Annotated in this window: 22 protein-coding genes and 1 pseudogene; 11 read left to right on the forward strand and 12 right to left on the reverse strand. The window is 58.0% G+C overall.

The window, feature by feature from the left end; all coding sequences use genetic code 11:
* Positions 1-259: 259 nt before the first annotated feature.
* Positions 260-2,065, reverse strand: a complete 1,806-nt coding sequence (locus tag AC4CWF_RS19545) for a methyl-accepting chemotaxis protein (RefSeq protein WP_491286905.1) — start codon at positions 2,063-2,065, stop codon at positions 260-262.
* 239 nt (positions 2,066-2,304) lie between these two features.
* Positions 2,305-3,036 (reverse strand): LuxR C-terminal-related transcriptional regulator, encoded by a 732-nt coding sequence (locus AC4CWF_RS19550; RefSeq protein ID WP_491286906.1) that lies wholly within the window; start codon positions 3,034-3,036, stop codon positions 2,305-2,307.
* Between the two features lie 245 nt (positions 3,037-3,281).
* Between AC4CWF_RS19550 and AC4CWF_RS19555 the strand changes: the two genes are divergently transcribed.
* Positions 3,282-4,790: a methyl-accepting chemotaxis protein gene (locus AC4CWF_RS19555; protein WP_491286907.1), complete on the forward strand. Its 1,509-nt coding sequence runs from the start codon at positions 3,282-3,284 to the stop codon at positions 4,788-4,790.
* Positions 4,791-4,922: 132 nt separating this feature from the next.
* On the opposite strand, the gene repC is transcribed toward AC4CWF_RS19555, so the two are convergent.
* The 3 genes from repC to repA form a co-directional block, all read right to left on the reverse strand.
* Positions 4,923-6,188, reverse strand: coding sequence for a plasmid replication protein RepC (gene repC / locus AC4CWF_RS19560; RefSeq protein WP_491286908.1), 1,266 nt, complete (start codon positions 6,186-6,188; stop codon positions 4,923-4,925).
* A gap of 387 nt (positions 6,189-6,575) precedes the next feature.
* Positions 6,576-7,706, reverse strand: a complete 1,131-nt coding sequence (repB, locus tag AC4CWF_RS19565; RefSeq protein WP_491286910.1) for a plasmid partitioning protein RepB — start codon at positions 7,704-7,706, stop codon at positions 6,576-6,578.
* 33 nt (positions 7,707-7,739) lie between these two features.
* Positions 7,740-9,008 (reverse strand): plasmid partitioning protein RepA, encoded by a 1,269-nt coding sequence (repA, locus tag AC4CWF_RS19570; RefSeq protein WP_491286911.1) that lies wholly within the window; start codon positions 9,006-9,008, stop codon positions 7,740-7,742.
* A gap of 551 nt (positions 9,009-9,559) precedes the next feature.
* Between repA and AC4CWF_RS19575 the strand changes: the two genes are divergently transcribed.
* Entirely contained in the window at positions 9,560-10,483 is a 924-nt protein-coding gene (locus AC4CWF_RS19575; protein ID WP_491286913.1) for a nucleotidyltransferase and HEPN domain-containing protein, read from the forward strand.
* A 141-nt stretch (positions 10,484-10,624) separates the two neighbouring features.
* Here the strand turns inward: AC4CWF_RS19575 and AC4CWF_RS19580 are convergent, their stop codons facing one another.
* Positions 10,625-10,891: a hypothetical protein gene (locus AC4CWF_RS19580; protein WP_491286915.1), complete on the reverse strand. Its 267-nt coding sequence runs from the start codon at positions 10,889-10,891 to the stop codon at positions 10,625-10,627.
* Between the two features lie 255 nt (positions 10,892-11,146).
* Positions 11,147-11,797 (reverse strand): TetR/AcrR family transcriptional regulator, encoded by a 651-nt coding sequence (locus AC4CWF_RS19585; RefSeq protein ID WP_491286916.1) that lies wholly within the window; start codon positions 11,795-11,797, stop codon positions 11,147-11,149.
* A gap of 158 nt (positions 11,798-11,955) precedes the next feature.
* On the opposite strand from AC4CWF_RS19585, the gene AC4CWF_RS19590 reads away from it, so the two are divergent.
* From AC4CWF_RS19590 to AC4CWF_RS19600, 3 genes are all read left to right on the forward strand, one after another.
* A complete protein-coding gene (locus tag AC4CWF_RS19590) occupies positions 11,956-14,106 on the forward strand; it encodes a TonB-dependent siderophore receptor (RefSeq protein WP_491286917.1) in 2,151 nt (716 codons plus the stop codon).
* 94 nt (positions 14,107-14,200) lie between these two features.
* Positions 14,201-15,238, forward strand: a complete 1,038-nt coding sequence (locus AC4CWF_RS19595) for an ABC transporter substrate-binding protein (RefSeq protein ID WP_491286918.1) — start codon at positions 14,201-14,203, stop codon at positions 15,236-15,238.
* An 18-nt stretch (positions 15,239-15,256) separates the two neighbouring features.
* Positions 15,257-16,378, forward strand: coding sequence for a DUF2218 domain-containing protein (locus AC4CWF_RS19600; protein WP_491286920.1), 1,122 nt, complete (start codon positions 15,257-15,259; stop codon positions 16,376-16,378).
* 111 nt (positions 16,379-16,489) lie between these two features.
* Here the strand turns inward: AC4CWF_RS19600 and vapC are convergent, their stop codons facing one another.
* Positions 16,490-16,891 carry a type II toxin-antitoxin system tRNA(fMet)-specific endonuclease VapC gene (gene vapC / locus AC4CWF_RS19605; RefSeq protein WP_491286922.1) on the reverse strand — a complete coding sequence of 134 codons (402 nt, stop codon included), beginning with the start codon at positions 16,889-16,891 and terminating at the stop codon, positions 16,490-16,492.
* Positions 16,891-17,130, reverse strand: coding sequence for a type II toxin-antitoxin system VapB family antitoxin (gene vapB / locus AC4CWF_RS19610; RefSeq protein ID WP_491287700.1), 240 nt, complete (start codon positions 17,128-17,130; stop codon positions 16,891-16,893). The genes vapC and vapB overlap by 1 nt, the downstream gene beginning before the upstream one ends.
* A 249-nt stretch (positions 17,131-17,379) precedes the next feature.
* On the opposite strand from vapB, the gene AC4CWF_RS19615 reads away from it, so the two are divergent.
* Both AC4CWF_RS19615 and AC4CWF_RS19620 read left to right on the forward strand, forming a co-directional pair.
* Positions 17,380-17,658, forward strand: a complete 279-nt coding sequence (locus AC4CWF_RS19615; protein WP_132442741.1) for a type II toxin-antitoxin system ParD family antitoxin — start codon at positions 17,380-17,382, stop codon at positions 17,656-17,658.
* A gap of 2 nt (positions 17,659-17,660) precedes the next feature.
* Positions 17,661-17,954 carry a type II toxin-antitoxin system RelE/ParE family toxin gene (locus tag AC4CWF_RS19620; RefSeq protein WP_491286924.1) on the forward strand — a complete coding sequence of 98 codons (294 nt, stop codon included), beginning with the start codon at positions 17,661-17,663 and terminating at the stop codon, positions 17,952-17,954.
* 414 nt (positions 17,955-18,368) lie between these two features.
* On the opposite strand, the pseudogene AC4CWF_RS19625 reads toward AC4CWF_RS19620, so the two are convergent.
* The 3 genes and pseudogenes from AC4CWF_RS19625 to AC4CWF_RS19635 form a co-directional block, all read right to left on the reverse strand.
* Positions 18,369-19,001, reverse strand: a pseudogene (locus AC4CWF_RS19625) (IS6 family transposase); the annotation flags it as partial.
* Positions 19,002-19,182: 181 nt separating this feature from the next.
* Entirely contained in the window at positions 19,183-19,602 is a 420-nt protein-coding gene (locus AC4CWF_RS19630) for a type II toxin-antitoxin system VapC family toxin (protein ID WP_491286926.1), read from the reverse strand.
* On the reverse strand, positions 19,599-19,853 hold the full coding sequence (locus AC4CWF_RS19635; protein ID WP_491286927.1) for a FitA-like ribbon-helix-helix domain-containing protein: 255 nt from the start codon (positions 19,851-19,853) through the stop codon (positions 19,599-19,601). Before AC4CWF_RS19635 ends, AC4CWF_RS19630 begins: the two co-directional genes overlap by 4 nt.
* A gap of 265 nt (positions 19,854-20,118) precedes the next feature.
* Here AC4CWF_RS19635 and AC4CWF_RS19640 point away from each other — a divergent pair, with 265 nt between their 5' ends.
* The 4 genes from AC4CWF_RS19640 (at position 20,119) to AC4CWF_RS19655 (ending at position 23,282) form a co-directional block, all read left to right on the forward strand.
* Complete coding sequence (locus AC4CWF_RS19640) at positions 20,119-21,117, forward strand: IS5 family transposase (RefSeq protein ID WP_491286929.1); 999 nt, start codon at positions 20,119-20,121, stop codon at positions 21,115-21,117.
* Between the two features lie 162 nt (positions 21,118-21,279).
* Entirely contained in the window at positions 21,280-22,281 is a 1,002-nt protein-coding gene (locus AC4CWF_RS19645; protein ID WP_491286931.1) for a sensor histidine kinase, read from the forward strand.
* A 379-nt stretch (positions 22,282-22,660) separates the two neighbouring features.
* A complete protein-coding gene (locus tag AC4CWF_RS19650) occupies positions 22,661-22,870 on the forward strand; it encodes a cold-shock protein (RefSeq protein ID WP_007605510.1) in 210 nt (69 codons plus the stop codon).
* Positions 22,871-23,003: 133 nt separating this feature from the next.
* Positions 23,004-23,282, forward strand: coding sequence for a hypothetical protein (locus tag AC4CWF_RS19655; protein WP_491286935.1), 279 nt, complete (start codon positions 23,004-23,006; stop codon positions 23,280-23,282).
* Positions 23,283-23,356: the final 74 nt, after the last annotated feature.

The following is a 23,356-nucleotide window of genomic DNA, read 5'->3' on the forward strand; positions in this document are numbered from 1 at the left end:
GTCTCCGACGGTAATGCGGGTCAATTCCGCACAGCACATCGTTCATCCAAAGTCATGGACAAAGCGGAGGGCGGCGCGGGACCTCAGGGGCCGCGTTTCATCGGGGGAGATAGTCGCTAGCCGGCGAATGTAAACGCCGGATAACGATTTAGTTTGGGATATATCCCGGCCGCGGCCTTGCGCTGCGCGACCAGAAGACGAAGCGGACATGCTTTGTGACCCAGGCGGGTGCCAAACTCTTGAAATACGGGCGGACGGATCAAAAATCCTGCCACTCGGCTTTGACAGAACGTGCCGCAGCGCCAGGCGTTATGGAAGCCGCGCGTCGGGATATGGACACAGGCCGCGCGGCCGGGCGGTCATCGGTGTAATCCGGTGCAGTGATCGTTTCACGGTGGCGCGTGGCGTCGTTTCTTTTGCTCTCGCCAAGCCGGAAGCTCGAGGTGAGTTGAAAAAGCGCGCTCGCTTCCGTTGCCAAGGCATGGCTGGCGGCGTTGGATTCTTCCACCATGGCGGCATTCTGCTGCGTGCCCATGTCGATCGTATTGACCGCCTGGTTGATCTCCTGCAGCCCGATCGACTGTTCGCGCGAGGCTTCGACGATGGCCGCAACATTGGTGGAGATATCGCGCACGCGTGCAACGATCTCCTCCAGCGCCACGCCCGTTTCCGCCACCAGTTCGACGCCCTTTTTCACCTGATCGGCAGATGCGTTGATCAAGCCTTTGATTTCCTTGGCAGCCTTTGCCGAACGCTGGGCAAGTTCGCGCACTTCCTGAGCAACAACGGCAAAACCCTTGCCCGCTTCACCGGCGCGCGCGGCTTCAACGCCGGCATTCAGCGCCAGCAGGTTCGTCTGGAAGGCGATCTCGTCGATGACGCCGATAATCGAGGAAATCTCGCGCGAGGACGCCTCGATCTCGCCCATGGCTGCAATGGCTTGGCGCACCACGAAGCCGGACTTTTCAGCGCCGCTTCGGGTTGTCTCCACAAGACTTCCCGCTTCCTGGGCGCGCTGGCTGGCATCGCGCACGGTTGTGGTGATTTCCTCAAGTGCTGCCGCCGTCTCCTCGACGGATGCCGCCTGTTGTTCCGTGCGGCGCGACAGCGCGTCGGCTGCTCCGCGCACCTCGTCGGAACCGGAAGCAATGGCAGCCGCATTGCGCGACACTGCCGACAACGCATCACGAAGTTTTGCGGATGCCTCGTTATAATCGGTTCGCAGCGGCTCCAGCGACGGGATGAACGGCTGATAGATATTGCCGGAGAGATCACCGGCGGCCATGCCCTTCAGGCCAGAGCCAAGCGTCGTGACATTGTTGACCCGTTCCGTGACGTCGGTCGCGAACTTGACGACCTTGAAGACCTTGCCGTCCATGTCGATTATCGGGTTATAGGATGCCTGGATGAACACTTGGCGTCCGCCGCGCCCGAGCCGCATGAACTCGCCGCCCACGAATTGGCCGCGCTTCAGATCCTGCCACAGCCGGGCATAGTCCGGCGCCGATACAAATTGCGGTTCACAGAAAATCGAATGATGGCGCCCAACGATTTCGTCCAGGCGGTATCCCATCGTGGACAGGAAATTTTCATTGGCGGTGAGGATGTCGCCTTCAGGCGTGAATTCGATGATGGCCTGGGCCCGCGACAGCGCAGAGATCTTGCCGGCGTTTTCGGTCGCTTCCAGCTTGATGGCGGTAATGTCGGTTGCAAACTTTACCACCTTGTAGACACGCCCGTTTCTCAGGATCGGGTTGTAAGAGGCCTCGATCCAGATCTCGCGTCCGCCTTTTGCGATGCGCTTGTATTGACGGCGGTCGAATTCACCACCCGCAAGCTTCGACCAGAACTCCGTATATTCAGCGCTCATCGCCTCTTCAGGCGCGACGAACATGCGGTGATGCTGCCCCCTGATTTCCTCCGGCCTGTAGCCGATAGCGGCACAGAAGTTCTCGTTCGCATTGAGAATTCTGCCGGACGGATCAAATTCGATCACCGCAAACGAGCGGTTCATCGCAGCAACAATGCGTTCAGCATCGGAAGAAAAAACGGCGGAAAACGGCATTATGAGCTCCAACCGGCCTATCGATCGATCAAGGCCGCGCCTTACCTGGCGCGCCACAAGCGGCACGAAATCCGGAACTGACAAAACGGACGGGACATGGACATTTTGCCCATATGTTCGGCAAAACCGCCGCGACACTGCCAAAAATTAGGCTCACCTCATTGAGGATTAGTAAATCCGTATGTTCGACTTGTATATTTCCAGGTTTTTGCCCATGAACATGACGAATGTTCGAATTTTTATTCGATCAATCGACGCCTGATCCCCTCGGCAATCGCCTGCGTGCGGTTGGTGGCGCCGATCTTGCGGGTGGCGTGCTTGATGTAGGTGTTGACGGTGTCCACCTGATAGCCGCTTTCGGATGCGATCTGATCGCTGGTCATGCCTTTGGACGCAAGCCGAAGACAGATCAGTTCACCTGCGGAAAGTTTCAACTCGATAGCGGCAAAACGTTCCACCAGCGGACGGGTGATTTCCCGATGGGCTGCTTCTGCAATGGCGGCAAAAAAGCTGATTTCATCCGCCAGAAACGGCGTCGATCGGGTAAAGCCGACACATCCATAGATCAGCGTGCCGCGCCGGATGGGAAACAACGTGCGGTTTTTCACATTAAACGTGTCGAGCAGATAGGAAAGCCGCTCCGGCAGGACGACATCCTTCAGCACGTCGCCCTCGATCACGACGCCCTCGGAAATGCTTGACAGTTTCACAAAGGGATCGGTCAGGTGATATCGCCCCTCGTAATAGGCTTCGAGAAAGGCGGGCGGAAAATCCGTATCGATGGATTGCGCAGTGCCAAAGCGAAACTTGTCGAGGTCGAGGCCACTCACCATCACGAAATCGAACGGCACGGCCCGCCGCAACCGCTCGATGAACGGATGGTTGTGGATGAAACGATGGCGCGGCACGGAAGCAAGATCGACATACTGGTCGAGATGGTCGGGACGTCGGAACATGGGGCTGGTCAGCATGGGTCTATCGGGGTTTCTTCGACTGTAGGGGGGAGGACATGAACAAAAAGGAAGCGAAGCAGGGCGAAACTTCGATTCGCCATTCTGACACATGCACAGATTTTAAGGGAGACGAGAACCGTACAAATCTCGGTTGTGCCGCGGTTGCGTTCACAAGAAAGCAGGAGACAACGCTAAGTCTGCATTAAGCATTGAACGCTAAAATACATCAATGCTGGTGATCCAGCTCGCCCCTGGAGAAATCGATGTCGACGAACGCAAAAACTCAGGATCTGAAGGACCGGCTCGATTTCATGGGCCTCGACGAAGGCCAGCGCCGCACCCTGTCCTCCATGCGCCCACTGGTTGCCCGCTCCATCGGGCCGGCGCTTGATGCGTTCTATGACAAGGCGCGGAAACATCCGCATACCGCCGCCTTCTTCGACAACCCGGCCCACATCGCCCATGCAAAGGCACGCCAGGAAAAACACTGGGATGCCATCGCATCCGCCGAATTCAACGAACACTACGTTGATGCGGTATCGACCGTCGGGCGCACCCATGCCCGTCTCGGGCTGGAGCCGCGCTGGTATATCGGCGGTTATGCGCTGATCGTGGAAGGTATCATCAAGGCGGTTATCGCATCCGAGCTGAAAGGCTTCTTCGTGGAGAAGAAGGCAAAGGCCGTGGAGGAGCAGCTTTGTGTTGTGGTGAAGGCTGCCCTTCTCGATATGGATTATGCCATCTCCGTTTATCTTGACGTGCTCGCCTCCGAGCGCGCACAGGTGGAATCGGAAAAGGCAAAGGCGACGCAGGAGCAGCAGACGGCGCTCGGCGCGCTTGATACCGCCCTTCGAGAACTTGCCGCGCGCGACCTCACGGCTGAAGTGCGCCAGACGCTGTCTCCGGAATTCGAAAAGATCAAGACCAACTACAATCGTTCGGTATCGGAACTTGATGGCGCCATGCGCGAGATCCGCGATGCCGTCGAACAGGTGCGCGCCGAAGTGAGCGGCATTTCGTCCTCCACCGACGACATGGCCAAACGCACCGAGCAGCAGGCCTCTGCGCTGGAACAGACGGCCGCAGCGCTTGAGGAAATAACCACCATTTCCGCCAGTTCGGCGCAGCGCACCAACGAGGTACAGGCCATCGTCAAGGTATCGGCTGCCGAAACCGTGCGCTCCGGCGAAGTGGTGCAGCAGGCGATCAGCGCCATGGGCGAAATCGAAACCTCGTCGCGCAAGATGACGCAGATCATCGGCGTCATCGACGATATCGCCTTCCAGACCAATCTTCTGGCGCTGAATGCCGGTGTCGAAGCAGCCCGCGCCGGCGAACAAGGCAAGGGCTTTGCCGTCGTAGCGCAGGAGGTGCGCGAGCTGGCCCAGCGATCGGCAGCCGCTGCCCGCGAGATCAAGGCGCTGATCGACCAGTCTTCCAACGACGTCACCCGCGGCGTCAGCCTTGTCAACAAGACCGGCGAGGCGTTGGTCAGTATCGGCGATGGCGTTAATGCCATCAGCGGGCATATCGACCTGATTGCCCGATCGGCCAAGGAGCAAGCGTCGGGCATCGATGAAATCAACGCGGCGATGCGCAGCATGGACCAGATCACCCAGCGCAACGCCGCGCTGATGGAAGAAACCAACGCCTCGACGCAAAATCTCGTCGGCATTTCCTCCGGCCTCTTCGAACTGCTGTCGCGTTTTCGCACCAGCGGTTCCACGCAGCAGCACCGGGATCAGGATCAGCGTCCGCGCAAGCGGGCCTGACGGGTGGCAGGCCGTTCTCTCGCCTGGGAACGGCCTGCCCATCCCCTTCTGTCTCTCAGAGCTTTCTGGACCTGTGGCTCTCCCTGACCCCGCCCCTATCAGCGTCGGCGCAGATCTTTACCGCACCCTGCCTCATTCCAGCGCCTTCAGCATCGGCCGCACCGAAAACCGGCCAAGCTCGGCCTTGCGCGTCAGATCGCGCAGGTAACCGCCGGGCGAGCGAATGGCCTCTGCCCGCTCGAAAATCGCAGATAGCGTGATCGCCGCCTCGATTTCACCCATGGCGGCGCGCGCCTCAGCCCAGGCGCTTGGGCTGACGCCCAGCATGGAGCGGACAATTTCGGCGGCTGCCACCACATCCTTCCAGCTTCGAATACCGTCTCGGGCGTAATCTATAATCTGCGGGCATGAGGAGAGGAATTGTTTGAGGCTGATACCAACCGACTTCCGCTCGAGCTTGGGCGGCACACCCTGGTCGCCGTCGATCATGCCGTTATCGCCTGCCTCGGAGACTGTCATGTTGGTGTTTGCTGCCGGTTCTGCCTCTTTTATTAGTCTTTGGCCGTCTTTTTCAAATGATCGTTCTGTATTTGAATTCTGAATATGGCGCTCAGAAACAAGTTCATTGCCGCTCATTTCTTGTTCCGACAGGCTGTCGAGATAGGCTTTCTCCACCTCTGCCCGCAACCGCAGAAGCTCCGACGCCCTTGCCATATGGTCTGCAAGTTCGCCGTTTCGGGCAACGCGTCCAGACAGGCTTTGCAGTCGCAGGACGAAATCCGCCCAGTCGCCACGCCGCGCCTCCGACAGCGCTGCCTCGATTGTCTTTGCTATGTCGCGCAGATGCAGGCTGATCTCGGCCCGCACGCGCGAGATACGCCGTGCAAGATCGCGCGCGGCCTCCGCATGGGCTGCGATCTCATCGCTTGCGAGCACGAGCGGCGCCAGATCAAAGCCGAAGGCGTTTTCCACGACGCCGCGCTCGTCGCGCTGGCAAAAGCGCTTGCCGTTCGGGCTATCACGACGGAAGATCAGGCCGGCATCGACAAGCGCGGCCAGATGGCGGCGAAGTGTTGCCGCAGACATGCCCCGGCAGCGCAGCGAAAGCTCCGCATTGGAGGGAAAAACGATGATCGGCGCGCGTCCATCCAGCTGACGCTCGGGGTGGAAGCTCAAAAGCGCCTCCAGCACCGCAATCGAGCGGTCGGAAAGGCCATAGACATCGCGGGCTTCGGTCAGTGCGCGGATCAGCTGCCACTTTTCAGCCGTGCCCGTCTCGTTGCCGCCGTCGCCATCGCGCAGCCTCTTCTGTTGCCGTTCGACCTTCGTCATCCGGGCGAAATTTTTCGCGCGCAAAGGCGCGCCGCCAAACGGCGTCGTTGCCAATCTTTCGGCCATGTCCCTCTCCGTCAGGAGGCAAGCGGCCTAAAACGACACCAAAGACAACAGAATCCACAGCCGGAAACAGCAATGCAGCCGCCGACTCTTGACTTTGAAGCGTGGAAGTGATTCTCTTAAATTGCTACATTGAAGAGGGCTTCCGAAACGGTAACGTTTTGGGGGCCTTTTTTTTCTTGCTCTCGCGTCGTCCTTTCAAGCTTCGTTGATCTGCCGGCGACAAGGCCGGACTTTTAACAGCACCACGTTCTTCTGACGCTTAATTGCTGCCTTCACGCTCTCACCACCGCACAACACGTCCACGCTGACTGAAAGCCAGACGGACAGTCTCATCGGTTAGTTGCCACCAGATCAGCATCTGGGGATGTCTTCTGTCGTCTGCGCCGGTTAACCGGCCTTTCGGGACGCCAGAAATTCTTGATATCGTTTACTCAACAGCATGGCGGCTTCCTCAAGGAAAGCCTCGTCCACACCGCTTTGAAACTCGATCCTCGGCACTTTTCCATCACGGCGAAGCCTTGCAAAAACAAAGCCTTGGCCATCCGTAAGGTCAATTGCTGCAACGCCTGGTGACGCGGCCTTGCGCGGGCTTGCCACAAGCGCTGCAAAGAGGGTCTGAAATCGCTGGTCGCTGTCACCGGACAAGAATTCGCGGTCTGCAACTTCCCCGTCCGCGGCCTTCTGGCGCTCGGGTTCGCGCAGCAGTTCGCCAAGCTTCATCCAGCGATCGCGACCGGCCTTGGGCGCTGCGCCAATCAGGCGGATGTATTTTTCCGGCACGCTTTCGACCACCTGCATCAGGCGCGAAAGCTCGCTTTTCTGCACCGACAGTGCCTCTCCGATCACCTTGCGATCAAAACCGCGGGCGGACAGATTGCGGGCAAAGACGGCGCGTTCGATGAAGGAGAGATTACGGCGCTCGGCATTTTCCTTGCCCTGCGCCAGCACCAGCTCATCGTCGCTGAGCGCCCGCACCACCGCCTTTACCTCGATGCCGAGGCGAGCGGCCGCGCGAATGCGGCGGTGACCATAGGCTGTCTGGTAGCGGCCTTCGCGGGTCGGATGCGGGCGAAGCAGCACCGGCACCTGCTGGCCGCTGTCGCGCATGCTCTCCACAAGGTTTGCAAAATCCTCGTCGTCACGGTCTTCCAGCCGCAGCCGGTCCTCAACGAAAGAGGCTTCAATGCGGTCGGTTGCGACCGAAATCACCCGCTCACCGTCCGACAGCGCCTGGCGAAGGGCACGCACCTCGTCTGCATCGCGCGACATCGAGCCGAGCGAAAGCCCCATGGCCTTGACCGCGCCCGATGCGCTGCGCGGCACGGACGGCTGAGCCACCGGCTTTTGGGTATCCGTCCTCGCCGTTGCGGCAACCGCCGGCGATGCGTCACCCTTGCCCGGTGATTTGCCTTGTGCCTCCCCGGATGCCGGGGCGTCGGGCTGAGGTGCTGCCTGCGCTGTGGGCGCAAGTGTGCCCCCAAACAGGGCCTTCAACTCGTTCTTTCGGCTCCCAGCCATCACATCATGCCTTTCCGTCTGCTTTGCCCAAGGTCACCAGCCCCAGGACGAATGGATCAGTGCCTCGACTTCGCCATTGACGGCGTTCATGGCTTCCAGCGCCCGGTCGTAGGTGGCGCGGGTAAAATTTTCGCGGCCGACTTCGTAGAGCGTCTGCTTGGTCAGACCCGCGTCGGAGACGGCGGTGGATTTCAGCATCGGCGAGGTCAGCACCCGGTCTCCAAACAGCGAGCGCATGAAGCCGACGATCTGCGCCTGCGGCCCGTCATTGGGCTCAAAGCGCGTCACGAGATAGCGCAGGAAATCGAAATTCAGCGCGCCGCCCGCCTCGCGCACCACGGACAACAGATCCGAGGTCATGAACAGGAACTGGTTCATCGAGGCCACATCCAGCATCTGCGGATGAACGGTGACGAGAACCGAAGAGGAGGCGCAGAGCGCCGACAGCGTCAAGTATCCAAGCTGCGGCGGGCAATCGATAACGACAACGTCGTAATTCTCTTCCACCGTTTTCAGCGCCGCCTGGATGCGGGCGAAAAATAGCGGACCGTGTTCCTCACCGCTTTGGCGGCGTAACAGCGCCTGTGGCGTCTCGTGCTCGAATTCCTGCAGTTCGATATTGCCGGGCACCAGATCCAGCCCCGGAAAATAGGTGTTGCGGATGACATCCGTCAGCGGCCGGACATCGCTATCGTAGCGGATGGCCCCGTAAAGCGTGTCATTACCGGTGAGGTCCAGTTCCGGCTGGTAACCAAACAGTGCCGAAAGCGAGGCCTGCGGATCGAGATCGATCGCGAGAACCCGGTGGCCGGAAAGCGCCAGATACTGAGCCAGATGCACCGCAGACGTCGTCTTGCCCGAACCGCCCTTGAAATTGGTGACTGAAATCACCTGCATATGCTCGCCGCGCTCAGCATCGCGCTTGGGCAGATAGCTACGTGCCTTGGCGTGATTGCCCTTGGAAATCGCCTGATCCGACAGATAGACGCGCAGCGCATTGATATCGGATAGGGAGTAGAAACGACGCCCGCCAGCCCCGGTTTCCGGCTGTGGCCCCTCGCCGGCCAGCGATAGCTGGCGAAGATACCCGTCAGAGACCCCGATCAGCTTTGCAGCTTCGCCGGAGGAAAAGGCGCGCAGCGTCTTGGAGGCTGCCGGCGGAAACAACCGCTCGCGCATGGCCTTCAATTGCTCGGACAGTGCCTGCGCATCGGCGGCAATGGTGACGTCAGCCGGCTGGCGCGTGTCTTGCGAACCGCCTGCCGTCTTGTTTTGTGCCGCTCCGCGCGCCGTGGACGCCATGTTTCTTCTCCGTCAATCCGACCGGCTTTCCCGGCGGCCTTTGCCATCATTCCACAACACACTGCCCAAGCTCTGCTACAGGGTGATGGCGCGTCACCGCATCAGGCGGAGACGATTCTCTCGACTGATCTTATACGCCGGATGCGATTGCTAACAGAGGGGAAGCCGACTAACGCCTAACAACCCCATATCTACACCCCAGCCGTTACAGGATTGATGCACGCACAGAGTCGCGTCAAGTTTTTTTGTTTGCGAAAATTGACCACCAGTCGTCGAAGGAGAAATATTGGCCAGCACTGCGCGCCGTTCATCAGGAAGGTGGTCACATGTGCCGACCCGTAAAGATTGGCCGGGTGAACGTATAAGCCTTCGTCAATGGACGTTCGCAAATGAGCGGAAGGGGTGAACTCGGCCAGGTTCAGCCTTGCGGTTCACAGTAGGCCAAGTCTATCTTTGCTGGCGGTTGAGGATGTCTTGTGCAAGCTCGGCACAATATCCGCAAACCCGGTTTGAAGGTATCCGGAAACCCGCACACGGAATGTTTTACCGTCATGATGAAGTCCTCCATCGACCATATGCCTCCTCGCAAGCAACGGGAACTGGCGCGCGTTGTTGAGATCCTGCATGAGGAGTTCGCCGACGCTCTCGGGCAAGGGACGGCAGACTTCAAGAAGCGCGGGCGCGTTCTCAAGGTCATTCTCTTCGGATCCTATGCCAAAGGCGGCTGGGTGGACGAGCCGTTTACGATGAAAGGCTATCGCTCAGACTTCGACCTCCTCATCATCGTCAACAACCGCAAGCTCTGCGACTACGCCACTTTCTGGCACAAAGCGGCCGACCGGCTAATCCGCGACAAGGCCATCGAAACGCCGGTTAGCTTCATTGTTCATTCGCTGCGCGAGGTGAACACCTATCTAAAAGAAGGGCAGTACTTCTTCTCCGACATCCGCAAGGAAGGCATCGTCCTCTACGAGCTCGATGACGAGCCGCTGGCGGAACCGGAGGCGCTTGCGCCAGAGGAGCGCCTGCGGGTGGCTGTCGAGCACTACCAGGCCCGCATGAAATTGCTGAAGCAGTTTGCTGAGGGGATGGCATTTCATATTCAAAGAAAGAACTTCGACGTTGCAGCTTTTGACCTGCATCAGACAATCGAGCAAGCGTATGCGTGCGTCCTCTTGACGCTCACCAACTATGGTCCGCCATCGCACAATCTGAAATTCCTCCGTTCTCTTGCCGAAGAGCAAGATCGGCGCCTGGCTGACGCATTTCCGCGCGACCAGCATCGCGAACGCGCCTGGTTCAACACACTGAACGAGGCCTATGTAAAAGCCCGGTACTCCAAGCACTTCGAGATCAGCGAAGAGGCATTGCTTTGGTTGGCCGATCGCACCGCGACCCTGCTTGAAGCCGTAAAAGTTGTTTGCACCGAGCACATGCGAAGGCTGGCGATTGAACTGGAAGGCGCCGGCGGTTAATAATCGGGTGTGTGATCGACCCCGCTCCAGGTTACATTCATCGCCATTACCACTGTCAGGGTTGGCAGGTCATGCTCCGACAACTGCTCGACGGGCTCCAGCAAGCGAGGGTCGAAGGTTTGTAGCGCGCGGGCATAGACCTTAGATCAGCGCCCAGTCTGAACATGGCAAAGCACTCCAATGATCGCCGTCGACGAAATGAACGCCGCGGTATTCCAGCGTCAGCCTCACGCCATTCGGCAAGCATGCGCTGATTGTAGAAGAACCCGACAGATCGGCCTTCCCAAGTGATGCCGGGCGTTCTTCACCATACGCGACCGCTAAATCCAGCGGGCGTATCCCGGCATGCAGATTATAGTCTGCAGCGACGACCGGGATAAACAGCGAGCTTGAAGATCCCGCCGACAAGCCAGCCTCCCTGATAGCAAAACCCGTCATTTCTTATGGGGAATATATCAACCGCGTAGTGTGCTTCCAGTTTGACAAACTCATCTGCACTCTCGTTCAATATGGCGATCTCGCCGAGGAAAACACACGGCTGCCCGGTCAAAAAAGATTGGGAATCAGGCAGATGAGGTCCAAGAGAGCGCTCGGTTTAACTCAACGATCGGATACCGAAGCAATAAACGGCATATTGCCACCGAGCTGTATTCGGTAGGGCTACTACATATTGCCCCCACCCACGCCATTGATGAGCCAATGCCAAGTCTTGTCAAAATGTGCGTCAATATTCCGGCGCGAGTCAAACTCATTGCTCCCCATCATTGCCGCGGTCGTCGGCAACGCGACCATACAGTGAATGAGATGATGAGCGATCTCGGTAGCATCGCCAGCGCCGATGGCACCGAAGTCTTGCGCCTCGCCAACCGCCTCAATCAGCTTCACCATGATTGGATCCGGCTGCGGCGGTATCGGCCCGTTCTTCTCGAAAACAACGGCTTCACTGAAGGTGATACGCTTCAATGCGATGAGTTCCGGCTCCATGTTCACATGCAAGAGCTCAAGCACCAGTGATCGGAGCCGCTCAAGTGCGTTCCCGCTTGCCGGGGGCATCTTCTCGAGCTTGGCAGTCGCGCACTGATGTGCGTGTTCGACGACCGCTTCGAACAGGGCAACTTTCGACGGGTAGCGGCGATAAACGGTGTCCTTGCCGGCTCCGCAATGCGAGGCGACCTGTTCCATCGACGTGCCTGCAAATCCCCTGCTGGCAAAAAGCGCGGTAGCCGCCTCTATAATTCGCATTGCCGCTGCATCCTGTTTCGCTTTCGGCGGCCGGCCCACTCGGGCCATCGTACGTATGTTTTCAGATGCCATCTTTCTCTCCGATTGTCCTAGGCTCGTCCCGTCTCAAAGCCGAGTGTTAATTTGCCAACGCGAAAGCTGACTAACAAGCTCATATTTACTGGACAGGACGGTCCCGTTTGATTTAATAGCCTACCAGATACTGCAAGTTGCGACCATGGGGGCGTTTCGTGAAGCACAGCATTTCTTTAAAACAGATACTGACGGCATCGACCTTTCTCCTCGTCGCCAACCAAGCCTGGGCTCAAGACCAGAGCACACAGTTGGCGCCTATCCTCGTGTATGGCGACGGCACCATTGACGACACGTCCGGTAGCATTGTCGTCAAGTCGGCTCGGTCCGCGACCAAGACCGTGACGCCCGTCGCAGAGACGCCGCAATCCATAACGACCATCACGCGCAAGCAGATCGAGGACCTGAACCCCCAAACAGTCAGTGAGGCGCTGCGTTATACGGCCGGCGTCCTTTCCGATCGGGATTCGAATTCCCGCTACGATTCCGTGTTTCTCCGTGGCTTCGGCGCATTCGGTACTGCCACGAACTATGTCAGCTATCTCGATGGCCTCAAGCTGCAGCGAGGACAGGCCTTCGCCACGCCGTCCATCGATCCGTTCTTCCTGGATCATGTGGACGTCCTGAAGGGGCCGTCTGCCCTTCTCTATGGCCAGATCAGCCCCGGCGGCCTCGTCAATCAGGTTAGCCGGGAGCCGTCCGAAGTTCAATCAAACGAGGTGCGGCTTGAGGTCGGATCGGACGGGCGGATTCAGAGCGGACTTTATTCCACCGGGCCTCTCACCTCGGATGGCACTGTGCAGTACGGGCTTGGGGTCATCGGCCGGTCCTCGGGCACGCGCTACGACGACGTCGATGAGCAGCGCCTTGGCGTGATGCCATCGCTGAAGTGGGAGCCGGACGCAGACACTTCGCTAGTGATCTCCGGCTATTATCAACGGGATCCGGAAGGCGGATATTTTAATTCCCTGTATCCGAAGTTTCTGGCACCTTCAGGCTATGCCGGTTTTTTGGCGCGCGACCTGAATGTTGGAGATCCAAACTACGACGCTTTCGAGCGCACCCAATACGGCGTTGGCTATAGGTTCGAGCACCGTTTTGATGAACAGGTGACTGTACGTTCGAACTTCCGGTATTCCGGCGTTGAAACAGACATGCAATCGCTCCAGATGAACGGCCCGATGTCGGCAGCCGGTCTGATCCCTCGCTGGGCTGTGCATTCCATTGAAGACGCGCGTGGTTTTTCGTTTGATAATCAAGCCGAAGTCAACTTCGACACTGGCGCCGTCAGCCATACGCTTCTTGCAGGCCTCGACATCCAGCGCTCCAGCAGCAGTTGGGAGTATCTGCTCGGCGGCGCGACATCGCTTGATGTCACCAACCCCGTTTATGGTCAGCCGGTCGGCCCGTTCATGACCGCGATCGATAGCGACCAAACGCTTCGCCAGACGGGTGTCTACGTTCAGGACCAGATCGAAATCGGCAGCCTGCGCGGTGTCTTCGGCGTCCGGCACGACTGGGCAAACCAGGATACGGATAATCGCCTCACCGGCACGTCAACCGAGCGATCCGACAGCGCGACGAGCTATCGGGCAGGCTTGCTTTATCTATTCGATAACGGCATAGCGCCCTATGTCAGCTACTCCACCTCATTCGAGCCGTCGACCAGCGTGGGAGCCGTCGGCAGTCCGCTGAAACCGACGGAAGCGGAACAATACGAGGTGGGCATCAAGTACCAGCCAGCAGGGTTGGACGCCGTCTTCACCCTATCTGTCTTCGACATCCGCCAACAAAACGTCGTTTATTACAATGCTTCAACCGGATTCAACGAACAGCAGGGCGAGATCCATTCACGCGGCGTGGAATTTGAAGCCAGAGGCAACCTGACCAGCAACCTTGAACTGATTGCGGCATTGTCTCTGCTCGACACGGAAGTTTCCGAATCCAGCATCGCGTCGATCATTGGCAACCGTCCACAGGCCGTGCCGCGCTACTACGGTTCGCTCTGGGCAAACTACACCATCGACACCGGCGCGCTGGAAGGTTTGAGCATTGGCGGGGGCGCACGCTTCGTTGGCTCCAGCTACAGCAATGACGCAAATACGGTGAAGGCGGATGGCTACACGCTGCTCGACGCAGCGCTGCGCTACGATTTTGGCGCGAAGAACTCAAGCCTGAAAGGGCTTCAGGCAACACTTAATGTCACGAACCTGCTCGACAAGGAATATTATTCCTCCTGCAGCTCCGAATATTATTGCCAGTACGGGAACGGTCGCACGGTCCTCGCCGGCCTGAGATACAAGTGGTGAGGCGGCAGTGACATTCACACGACGCCGATTTTGCACCTTCATCGCCGCCACCGGCATCCTTTCTGGGACCCGGCCGGCGGCGGCGGAGCAACCAATGACAGTGACGGATATGGCTGGGCGCAAGGTGCAACTGCCCAAGCTGCCAAAGCGGATCATACTTCTCGAGGCACACGATCTCCTGACCATGTCCCTCCTGCATACCGATCCCGCCTCGCTCGTCGACGGCTGGGCGGCTGTCGATCGGATCGATAGCGAGCACCTGCAGAAGCGCCTGCTGAACGGCCATCCGGTCAGCACCGTCGGCAAACAGTCTCCCGATACCGTTTCACTGGAAGGATTGATCGGCCTCGCGCCCGATCTCATTGTCACGACCGCCTTCATGACGCCGCAGGGTGACACCGACCCAATGGTGGAAAGGCTGACGCAATTTGGCATTCCGGTGGTCTTCAGCGATGCATCGAGCAATACCATTGCCGGCACGCAGACCGCCGATCCTGTTGCCGAACTCAAGAAGTCGATGAGAATGTGGGGCGTACTCATCAGCGCATCGGCGAAGGCGGAGGCGTTCATCGCCTTTTATGAGCGGGAATTGGCGGGGATAACCGCGCGGCTTGCTGGCACGAAACCCGTCACGACCTATCTGGAGGTCCAGTCCACCCTTGACGACTGCTGCTGGGCGGCAGGGCGGAAGGTCTGGGGCGATCTTCTGGCCCTTGCCGGCGGACAACCCTTGCCAGGCGTGACTGCGCCCTGGTTTGAAAAACTCTCGCTCGAATATCTGCTGTCCACGCCCCACGACGTCTACATAGCCTCTGGCGGTGGATGGGCCTCGGGGAGCCGCCCCGCGATCGGGCCTGGTATCGATCCCGCCTGGGGCCGGCAAGGACTGCAGCGTTTGATCGACGGAAGGCCCACCTTCGAACATCTAGCCAGTGTTCGCGCAAAGCGCGTTCACGGGATTTGGACCGGGCTGATCACCAATCTTCCACTCAATATTCTCTTTGTAGCCCAAACCGCAAAATGGCTGCACCCCGAGCAATGCGCCGATCTCGACCCTGCGGCCATGCTCGATCGCATCAATCGCGATTTCGCGGCATTCCCCATCGAAGGACCGTTGTGGGCCTCGATCTGAGTTCATGGAGCAATCCGGATGTCACTGATCAGTAACAAACGATATCGCGCAAGCGCCATGGTGCAGTTTGCAAACATCAGGGACTACGTGGGGCCGATCGTTGAATCGATCGCGACCCACGACATGACTGTTGAAGAAGCCGATGGCATTCATCATATCCGCTCACCGTTCGGCACTGCCACGCTCGAAGCGACCGGAAACGGCTTCCGGCTGACGGCGGAAGCCCCGGACGCCGGTGGTCTCAATCGGCTGAAGCACGCGCTCGTCGGGCCAATCGGCTTCATCGCCGCCCGTGAAAAGCTGGAAATCCAGTGGCTAGGCGATCATGCCGAACCGGCCCTGCCCGCCGATTTGCGCATCCTGCATGTCAAATCCGTCGAGGACATTGCGCCGCGCCTCCGCCGCATCGTGTTCCAAGGGGAAAATCTCGAACGATACGATCGCAACGACCAGTTCCACTGTCGGCTCATCTTCCAGCCGCGTGGCACAGCCGAACCACGATGGCCGATGCTCGACCACCGCGGCCATGTCGTGTGGCCGGATGACAAGGCTGTTCCGACACGGGTCTACACAATCCGGCATATCGACGCGTCAGCCCAAGACATCACGATCGACTTTGCACTTCACGCGAACCCCGGCCCTGCAACCCGGTGGGCCATGGATGCGCGAGCCGGTGATCTTGCTGGCATCCTCGGCCCCGCCGCCAATGGTCCCAAACACGCAGAATTCCATGTTTTGGTCGGAGATGAAACCGCTTTGCCGGGTATCGCACGAGTCCTCGAAAACCTGCCCGCCACCGCGACCGGCCATGTGTTTATCGAGGTGGACACCAAAGCAGACGAGTTGCCACTTCGCTGTCCCGCAGGCATGGTGGTCGCTTGGCTTCATCGAAACGGCGCCGACGCCGGCGCGACGACGTTGCTGGTGGATGCCGTACGCTCAGTGAAATGGCCTGAGAAGCTCGATACGGTTTTTGTCTGGGGCGGATGCGAGCACCGAACTTTCAGTGCTATTTATCGGCACCTGAAGAAGAATATCGGGCTTTCCCGCGATCGCCTCGTGCTCTACTCTCACTGGCACAGGCATCTCAGCGAAGAAGAAATCATAACCGCAGGAGCAGAGGCATATCTGCCGCAGTGAAAGCCCAAAAGCTCTTTCTGATCTTGATGGTATACGGTCCGACGACCCTGTGCTTAAATGCTTAGGGAACTCCGCCGAACTCGGGGCCAGGCGATTGAATATTGAAACTAATTAAGCAGTCCAATCTTCCACTCGTAAGCCGGGTAAGCGATCAAACTCCCGGCGATTGTTGCTAACCATAATCAGTCCACGCGAGCGCGCGTGTCCCGCGATCAATTGATCATATGGACCTATCGGAGTTCCGCTACGCGCCAGTTCGGCCCGCAATTGACCGGTATGGCTTGCTGCCACTTCGTCGTACTGTAATACATCGAGGCGTGCCACGAAGCCCTCCACGACGGAAAGGTTTTTTTCAGGACTGGCTGACTTTTCCGCTCCGTAGATCAATTCCATTAGGCTAACCGAGCTGATGCAAAGCCGATCATGGGAGCGATTGAACGCGTCTCTCACCTGCTGCGGGCGCTTCTTGATCGTAAAAATGCAGATATTGGTGTCCAGCATGTACTTCAGCATTAAAATGCCTCGCGCTCCTGCGAAGCAGCTTGATCACGCTCACTCATGAAGTCGGATGTCGCGTCCGCTTCATCAAACCAGCTGTCCCAGATCTCTCCAGCTGGTGCAATGATGCGAGTGCGTCCCACCGCAACGATGTCGACACGCTTTACATCATCAGGCAAAGCAACCGCCTTTGGCAAACGGATTGCTTGGCTACGATTGCTCTGGAATACTGCTCCATCTGCATCACTCCGAATTGCGTAGACAACAACTTAGATCGCCGACTGGGATATGTCGATGGGATATACATGATGGTCCGGCGTACGATTATGCGATCAGTGCTGCAACCAGCGCCTTCGGCTTGATGGGATCCGAACCGCGGACCACCTAGGCCGGCAAGCCGACGCGGAAGGGAATCAAGTAGTTGCCGAGACCGACATATCGGCATCTTGCCTTCGGTATGCTGATCGCATACCATAGATGTGACGAGAAGAAGGCTTCCTGCGATGACGACGGTTGAGAAGATTACAATTGCACTGACACCTGAGATGGCCGGATTTGTACGAAGCGCGGTTGATGCTGGCGAGTATGCGTCGACTAGCGAAGCCATCCGCGACGCCGTGCGTGAGTGGAAGGAAAGACGGGATTTGCTTGGTTACACAGTCGAGGATCTGCGAGCGCTTGTTCAGGAGGGCATCGACAGCGGTCCGAGTTCGCGTTCGACGATGGCAGAGGTGAAAGCTGCCGCGCGCCATCGCATTGAATCTTCACGACGCGAAAGCTAACTATGCTTTCCGTTGTCCGCACGGATCGTGCCGATGAGGATCTGATCGAGATATGGTCCTACATTGCCATTGAAAACATAGTCGCAGCTGATCGAGTTCTCGATGCGATTGAGGCGCGCTGGCAGCATCTCGCACGACACCCGTACTCGGGAGTGGCGCGCGACGACATTGCACCGGGTATTCGGCATCTGGTCTCAGGCGAGTATCTAACTCTTTATCGGCTCACTGGCGGCGCAATCGAAATCATCCGCGTGCTGCACGGGCGCCGGAAGATTTCCTCCCAAGTCGTTGTTTAAGGGTGGCCTGTCAGCGTTGCTAGCGGCACGAAACACGCCGACGCCGACGAGAGGTCGCGATAGAAGCTATGGGTCGCGAAAGAGGATGCAATCGTGGTGCATCAGGTCGTGGGGCGTGGCTGGAACTCCGTGACGGTCAAGATAGCTTGGGGCGGCACCGGTCAGCACCGGTGCGTCTAGGAGTTTGCGCACAATCAGTAAACAACACGTCCTGCGGACGGTCATGAGCGAAGGTCGCTCCTGCAGCTGAAAAGTGACGAGATGTAAACCGGCCCGCTTGGAAACAGGTCGGTTCGATATCCCGTAACCCCAGTTCGACTTAGAGGCCGCTTGAAGCGATTGCCGGCACGGGCCTGTTGAGGGGGGCGTCGCCTTAACCAGGCATAAGACGCGATAGTCGTCTCGGCCTGAATTTCACGCCTCAATCCACAAAGCGATTTCCCTCCAGATGCTGATGGCGTTGGAGCGAAGCTGGCGATGATCTGCAGATGACAGATGTTTCCGGTGAAGGAGGAAGAGATTGGCGATCTGGCCATGGGTTGAGACGAACCGCTGGCATTGCCGAGCCGACTTAAAGCGCATCATACGTCGTTCCCGTCGTCGTACGGGAAGGTGCGAATTTTCAGCGCGGTTGTTGAGCCCTTTATGCAAGCGATGCTCGACGCCCGGCATCAATTCGGCCTTGGCAGCCGAATAGGACCGCAGCTTGTCGGCGACCAACACCCGAGGAGCGGTACCCTGCCCCTTAAGCAGCTTGCGCATCAGGCGAAGAGCTGCGCGCTTATTTCTTCTGCTTTGCAGCAGTGCATCGAGCATGTAGCCGTTGGCATCGACGGCGCGCCAGAGCCAGTATTTCTTTCCATTGATGGAGACCACCATCTCATCAAGCTGCCATTTATCCGCAAATTGGCCTCGGGAGCGCCGTCTGAGCTGTCGGGCGAATTTGGGCCCGAATTTCCCCGCCCATTCCGAGACAGTCTGAAACGAGACGTCAATGCCGCGCTCGGCAAGCAGGTCTACAACATCACGAAAACTGAGCGGAAACCGCGCCGCTTCGCCACCCGCTACGACCGCACAACTATGCACTTCAAAGGATTCATCTGCCTCGCCGCAGCAATGATCTGGATGTGGTCAATGTCGATCCGCCCTAGGTCTCAGGAGCTGGGTCCGGGGCGCTATGGTGTTTCGCCTTGATGAGAACGAACCAGCGACCTGTAATTCTAAAGGCTTAGGTGGCCCAGGGATTAATAACTCTCAATCCGGCTGCTTCAAATGGGCTTGTATCTCGCGTTGCGACCGCGAGATGGTTTTCTGCAGCCGTAGCAGCAATGTATCCATCAGCCTTCCCGATCGCCTTTGCGGATGTTCGGCCGCTGGCCATCAGGTCCGCGTAGAATCGGGAGGTACCGACGTTAAAGGTCAAAATGCGCCCGTCAAAAATCGGTAGAACTTCACCTTCAAGGCGATCGTGGAGAATTGTCTGACGCTTCCCCGACGGCATTGAGGCAATGCCGAAACGAAGTTCGGCGATTGAAATAGCGGAAATGAATAGCGTTTCGATGGCCTGTGCATCCAGCCAAGTCAGCACAGCAGTATCAGGATCCGGCTTCCAAGGCTCAGATATTACATTAGTGTCTAGCAAGATCATTCGAAAGTCATCGGTACCGCCGGGGTCCTGTCGCGCTGTTGTTGCAGCGCTTCGACGTCACTTTTTGACATTTCGGCGTCACGGCCAATGGCCGCGAGAAGCGAGCCGAGTTTCACGCGTCCAGATGGATGAACAGCGGCTTCGAGAATATCACGAATTTCAGCCTCGGTACTACGACCGTGGTGAGCTGCTCTTGCGCGTAAAGCCCGATGAGTTTCATCCGAGAGGTTTCGTATGGTCACCGCCGCCATTTATACGATCCTATCTATATTTTCGTTGTGATATCACTACCACAGAAGTGATAGCATTTTCAAGTCGCACTATGAGAAAGAAGCCGGTGCTTGCGCGCGTTCCTTCGCCTTGAAAGGACCCGAACCTGCGACGAATATGGATAATTGACGCAAGGTACTGGATATATGTGATAACTTTGCATTCTGATCGGAATTGGTGCAGGGATCAAATTTCAACATTTTGCGGCTATGCGGCCGGGATCGAAAATAGGTTGATTGATCCAGCATGCCGCACAAACATAACGCCGCCCGCCGACATCACATCGGTAAGATGAAGTTCAAAGTGACGAACTGGGCGGAGTATGAGGCGGGCCTTCGCCGCCGTGGCAGTTTAACTCTTCGGGTAACGCCAGAAGCGCTGGTGGGCTGGGCCGCTCCGCGGCGTAAGACGCGTGGTGGCCAGCCTCTCTATTCGGATCTGGCGATCGAAACTACGCTGATGCTGGGCATGGTATTCGGATTGCGGTTGCGCCAGAGCGAAGGGCTTCTGAGTTCGGTGCTTGACATGATGGAATTGGACTTGCCTGTGCCCGATCACACCACGCTGAGCCGACGGGCCAGAACCTGGAAACCATCGGCCGGAGGCAACGGCCGACAGCATGTGGCGGACGGCGCCATTCACGTTCTGGTCGACAGCACCGGGCTGAAGATCTATGGCGCTGGCCAATGGCTGGAAGAAAAACATGGGGCAAAGTCCCGGCGTGGCTGGCGCAAGCTGCACCTGGCGGTTGATGCCGACAGTGGCGAGATCATTGCACATAGTCTGACAGATCAGGAAACCGGCGATGCCTCGGAGCTGGAGCCGTTGCTGGATCAGATCGACGATGAGATCGACCAGTTCACCGCCGATGGAGCTTATGATGGCACTCCAACCTACGAAGCTGTCCTGCCTCACAGTCCAGGCGCAAGGGTCGTTATTCCACCGCGCTCGAAGGCGGTTGAACGGCCCAACGCCCAAGCATGCTGCCAGAGAGACGACCACATAGCAACCATGCAGGCAGATGGTCGGCTGAAATGGCAGACGTCCACCGGTTATGGCAAACGAGCTTTGGTTGAAACCGCGATGGGTCGATACAAAGGCGTCATCTGCCCGCGGCTACGGGCTCGTTCATTCCTTGCTCAACAGACAGAGGCTGCGATCGGTGTGGCCATTCTTAACCGAATGTTCGCCTGTGGACGCCCGAATTCCGTTCGTTGCCGAGCCTCAGTGGGAGCAACCAAATAAGCCGGCGCATCAAAGACCGAATGATGAACTGTCGCTGAACGTTGCACCAACGCCATACATATCCAGACATCGCTGTTTTTCTGGCTGATACAAGGTTCATGAGTGTTATAGGACGCTGTCAGCTGGTTTCCTTTGACCCACAATCCTGACGGGGGCTCGTCCATGCCATTTCGCGATCCAAACCACCCGCTCGCACGCCCTGACAATTTGCGAAGAGCAATCCACGCGGCCGGCGTTGCCCTTTGGTCCTGGAGCGTGGATGACGACCGTTTCGCGATGGATGATCAGGCATTCCGTCTGTGGGGCTTGCCCTACAGTCATGAAGTGAAGTTCGAAGACTTGTCGGCTCATATCCATCCCGCAGACCGGGATCGTGTGCGCGAAGCGTTTACGGCGACCCGCGGCATCGTCGGATCGTATGAAATCGACTTTCGGATCATGATCGAAGACGAGATACGCTGGATCTCGGCGCGGGGCTTGGGGGATGACGCAGCTCTGCATTTCGGTCAAATGTTCGGCATATTCCTGGATGTGACAGGGCGCAAGCAGGCCGAAGAAGGCCATGAATTGCTCGCCGGAGAAATGAGCCACCGCGTCAAAAACCTGCTTGCCATCGCTACGGGCCTCACCAATATGTCGTCCCGATCGACGACGACTGCCAAGGAGATGGCGGAGTTGCTGACTGGCAGGCTCGCCGCGCTGGGACGAGCGCATGACCTCGTCCGCCCGCTTCCGGGACATCAGGGTCAGGCAGCCTTGCTGGGAGATCTTCTGTCCATTCTGCTCTCACCTTATGAAGACCTCGGTGCGTTCAGCGGTCGCATCAGAGTTGCGGTTCCTCGTATGGGAATAGGGGAACACGCGGCAACAGCGCTCGCCCTCGTCATTCACGAACTGGCAACCAACTCCCTGAAATACGGTGCGCTGTCCGCCGATACTGGAACGCTTGATTTATCCGGATCCACGATTGGGCCTGATCTTGAGCTTGTGTGGACGGAACGGGGCGGGCCGCAAGTTGAGCCGCCGAACGGCGTCGAAGGTTATGGCAGCCAGTTGGTCAATCGAAGCGTGTCCGGTCAACTTGGCGGGTCGATTGGTTTTGAGTGGGCAGGAGACGGAGTGATCGTGACGCTAAGGTTGAACGGCGACAAGCTCGCGAAATAGAACGGATCCTGGTGCTTGCCTAGCGGCTTCGGTGAGCTGCACATGAGTGGTGCTGCGCAGGTTCGTCAGGTGCTGCACAAGATCGCTGGTGAATGGACGGTCCCGATACTGATAGTCACTCTTCCGAAGCCTCGCGGTTCAACGAAGGGCACTCCCTTTCCGACCCCGAACCACCGGCAATTGAATGCAGTCGTGAATAACCAATGATTGACAGCCTTCTCAAAGACTAATACGAGAAGTCATCGATATTTTGCTGCTGAGCTTTGGTTATCGCGCGTTTGGCACCGCGCCCTGAACGAACCCTCCCTTTAAAGCATCGCTATCACAGTCCGCTGCGCAATGCGCAGTGGTATCACCTATTGCTACGAGAGGGTTCATCATGACCACTGGCACAGTTAAATGGTTCAATTCCACCAAGGGCTTCGGCTTCATTCAGCCTGACAACGGCGGCCCGGACGCATTCGTCCACATCTCGGCCGTTGAACGCGCCGGCATGCGCGAAATCGTTGAAGGCCAGAAGATCGGCTACGACATGGAGCGCGACAACAAGTCGGGCAAGATGTCGGCCTGCAATCTTCAAGCAGCCTGATCCAAGATCTGCTTTCCTCTGGCCACGGATGTCTGGCTGTGTGAGAGCGTGAGACCAATGAAGGTCAGGCAATTTGCCTGGCCTTTTTTATGCCTCACCCGCAGCCGCTACCGGACTGCAGACGGGAGACTTCATGACGCAAGAAGCAACAGCAGAACTTCAGGCGATCAACACGGCTTGGCAGATCGCCATCCAGGAGATCCTGAGAGTGGTCGTGCGCGATGTGTACATGACCGGCGACGAGCCGGCCTTCAGGTCGCAGGTCAAGCGTATTGAGGAGACGGCCGTCGACAACATCTACTCAGGCTTGGTTCTGCGTGGCACCGACGAGTGGACGCAAGTCCTCGTCAAGGAGAAGGCCAGCAACTTCGTGACCACGCTTTTGACGTCGTTCACCTACGACAAGATGTGAGGATACACTGAGCCCCGATTTCACAACGCTTTCGGGCCTGCAGAGTATGAGCATTTTCAAAAGTGAAGGCTCGG

The sequence above is a fragment of the Neorhizobium sp. PAMB6630 genome (genome assembly GCF_058242775.1).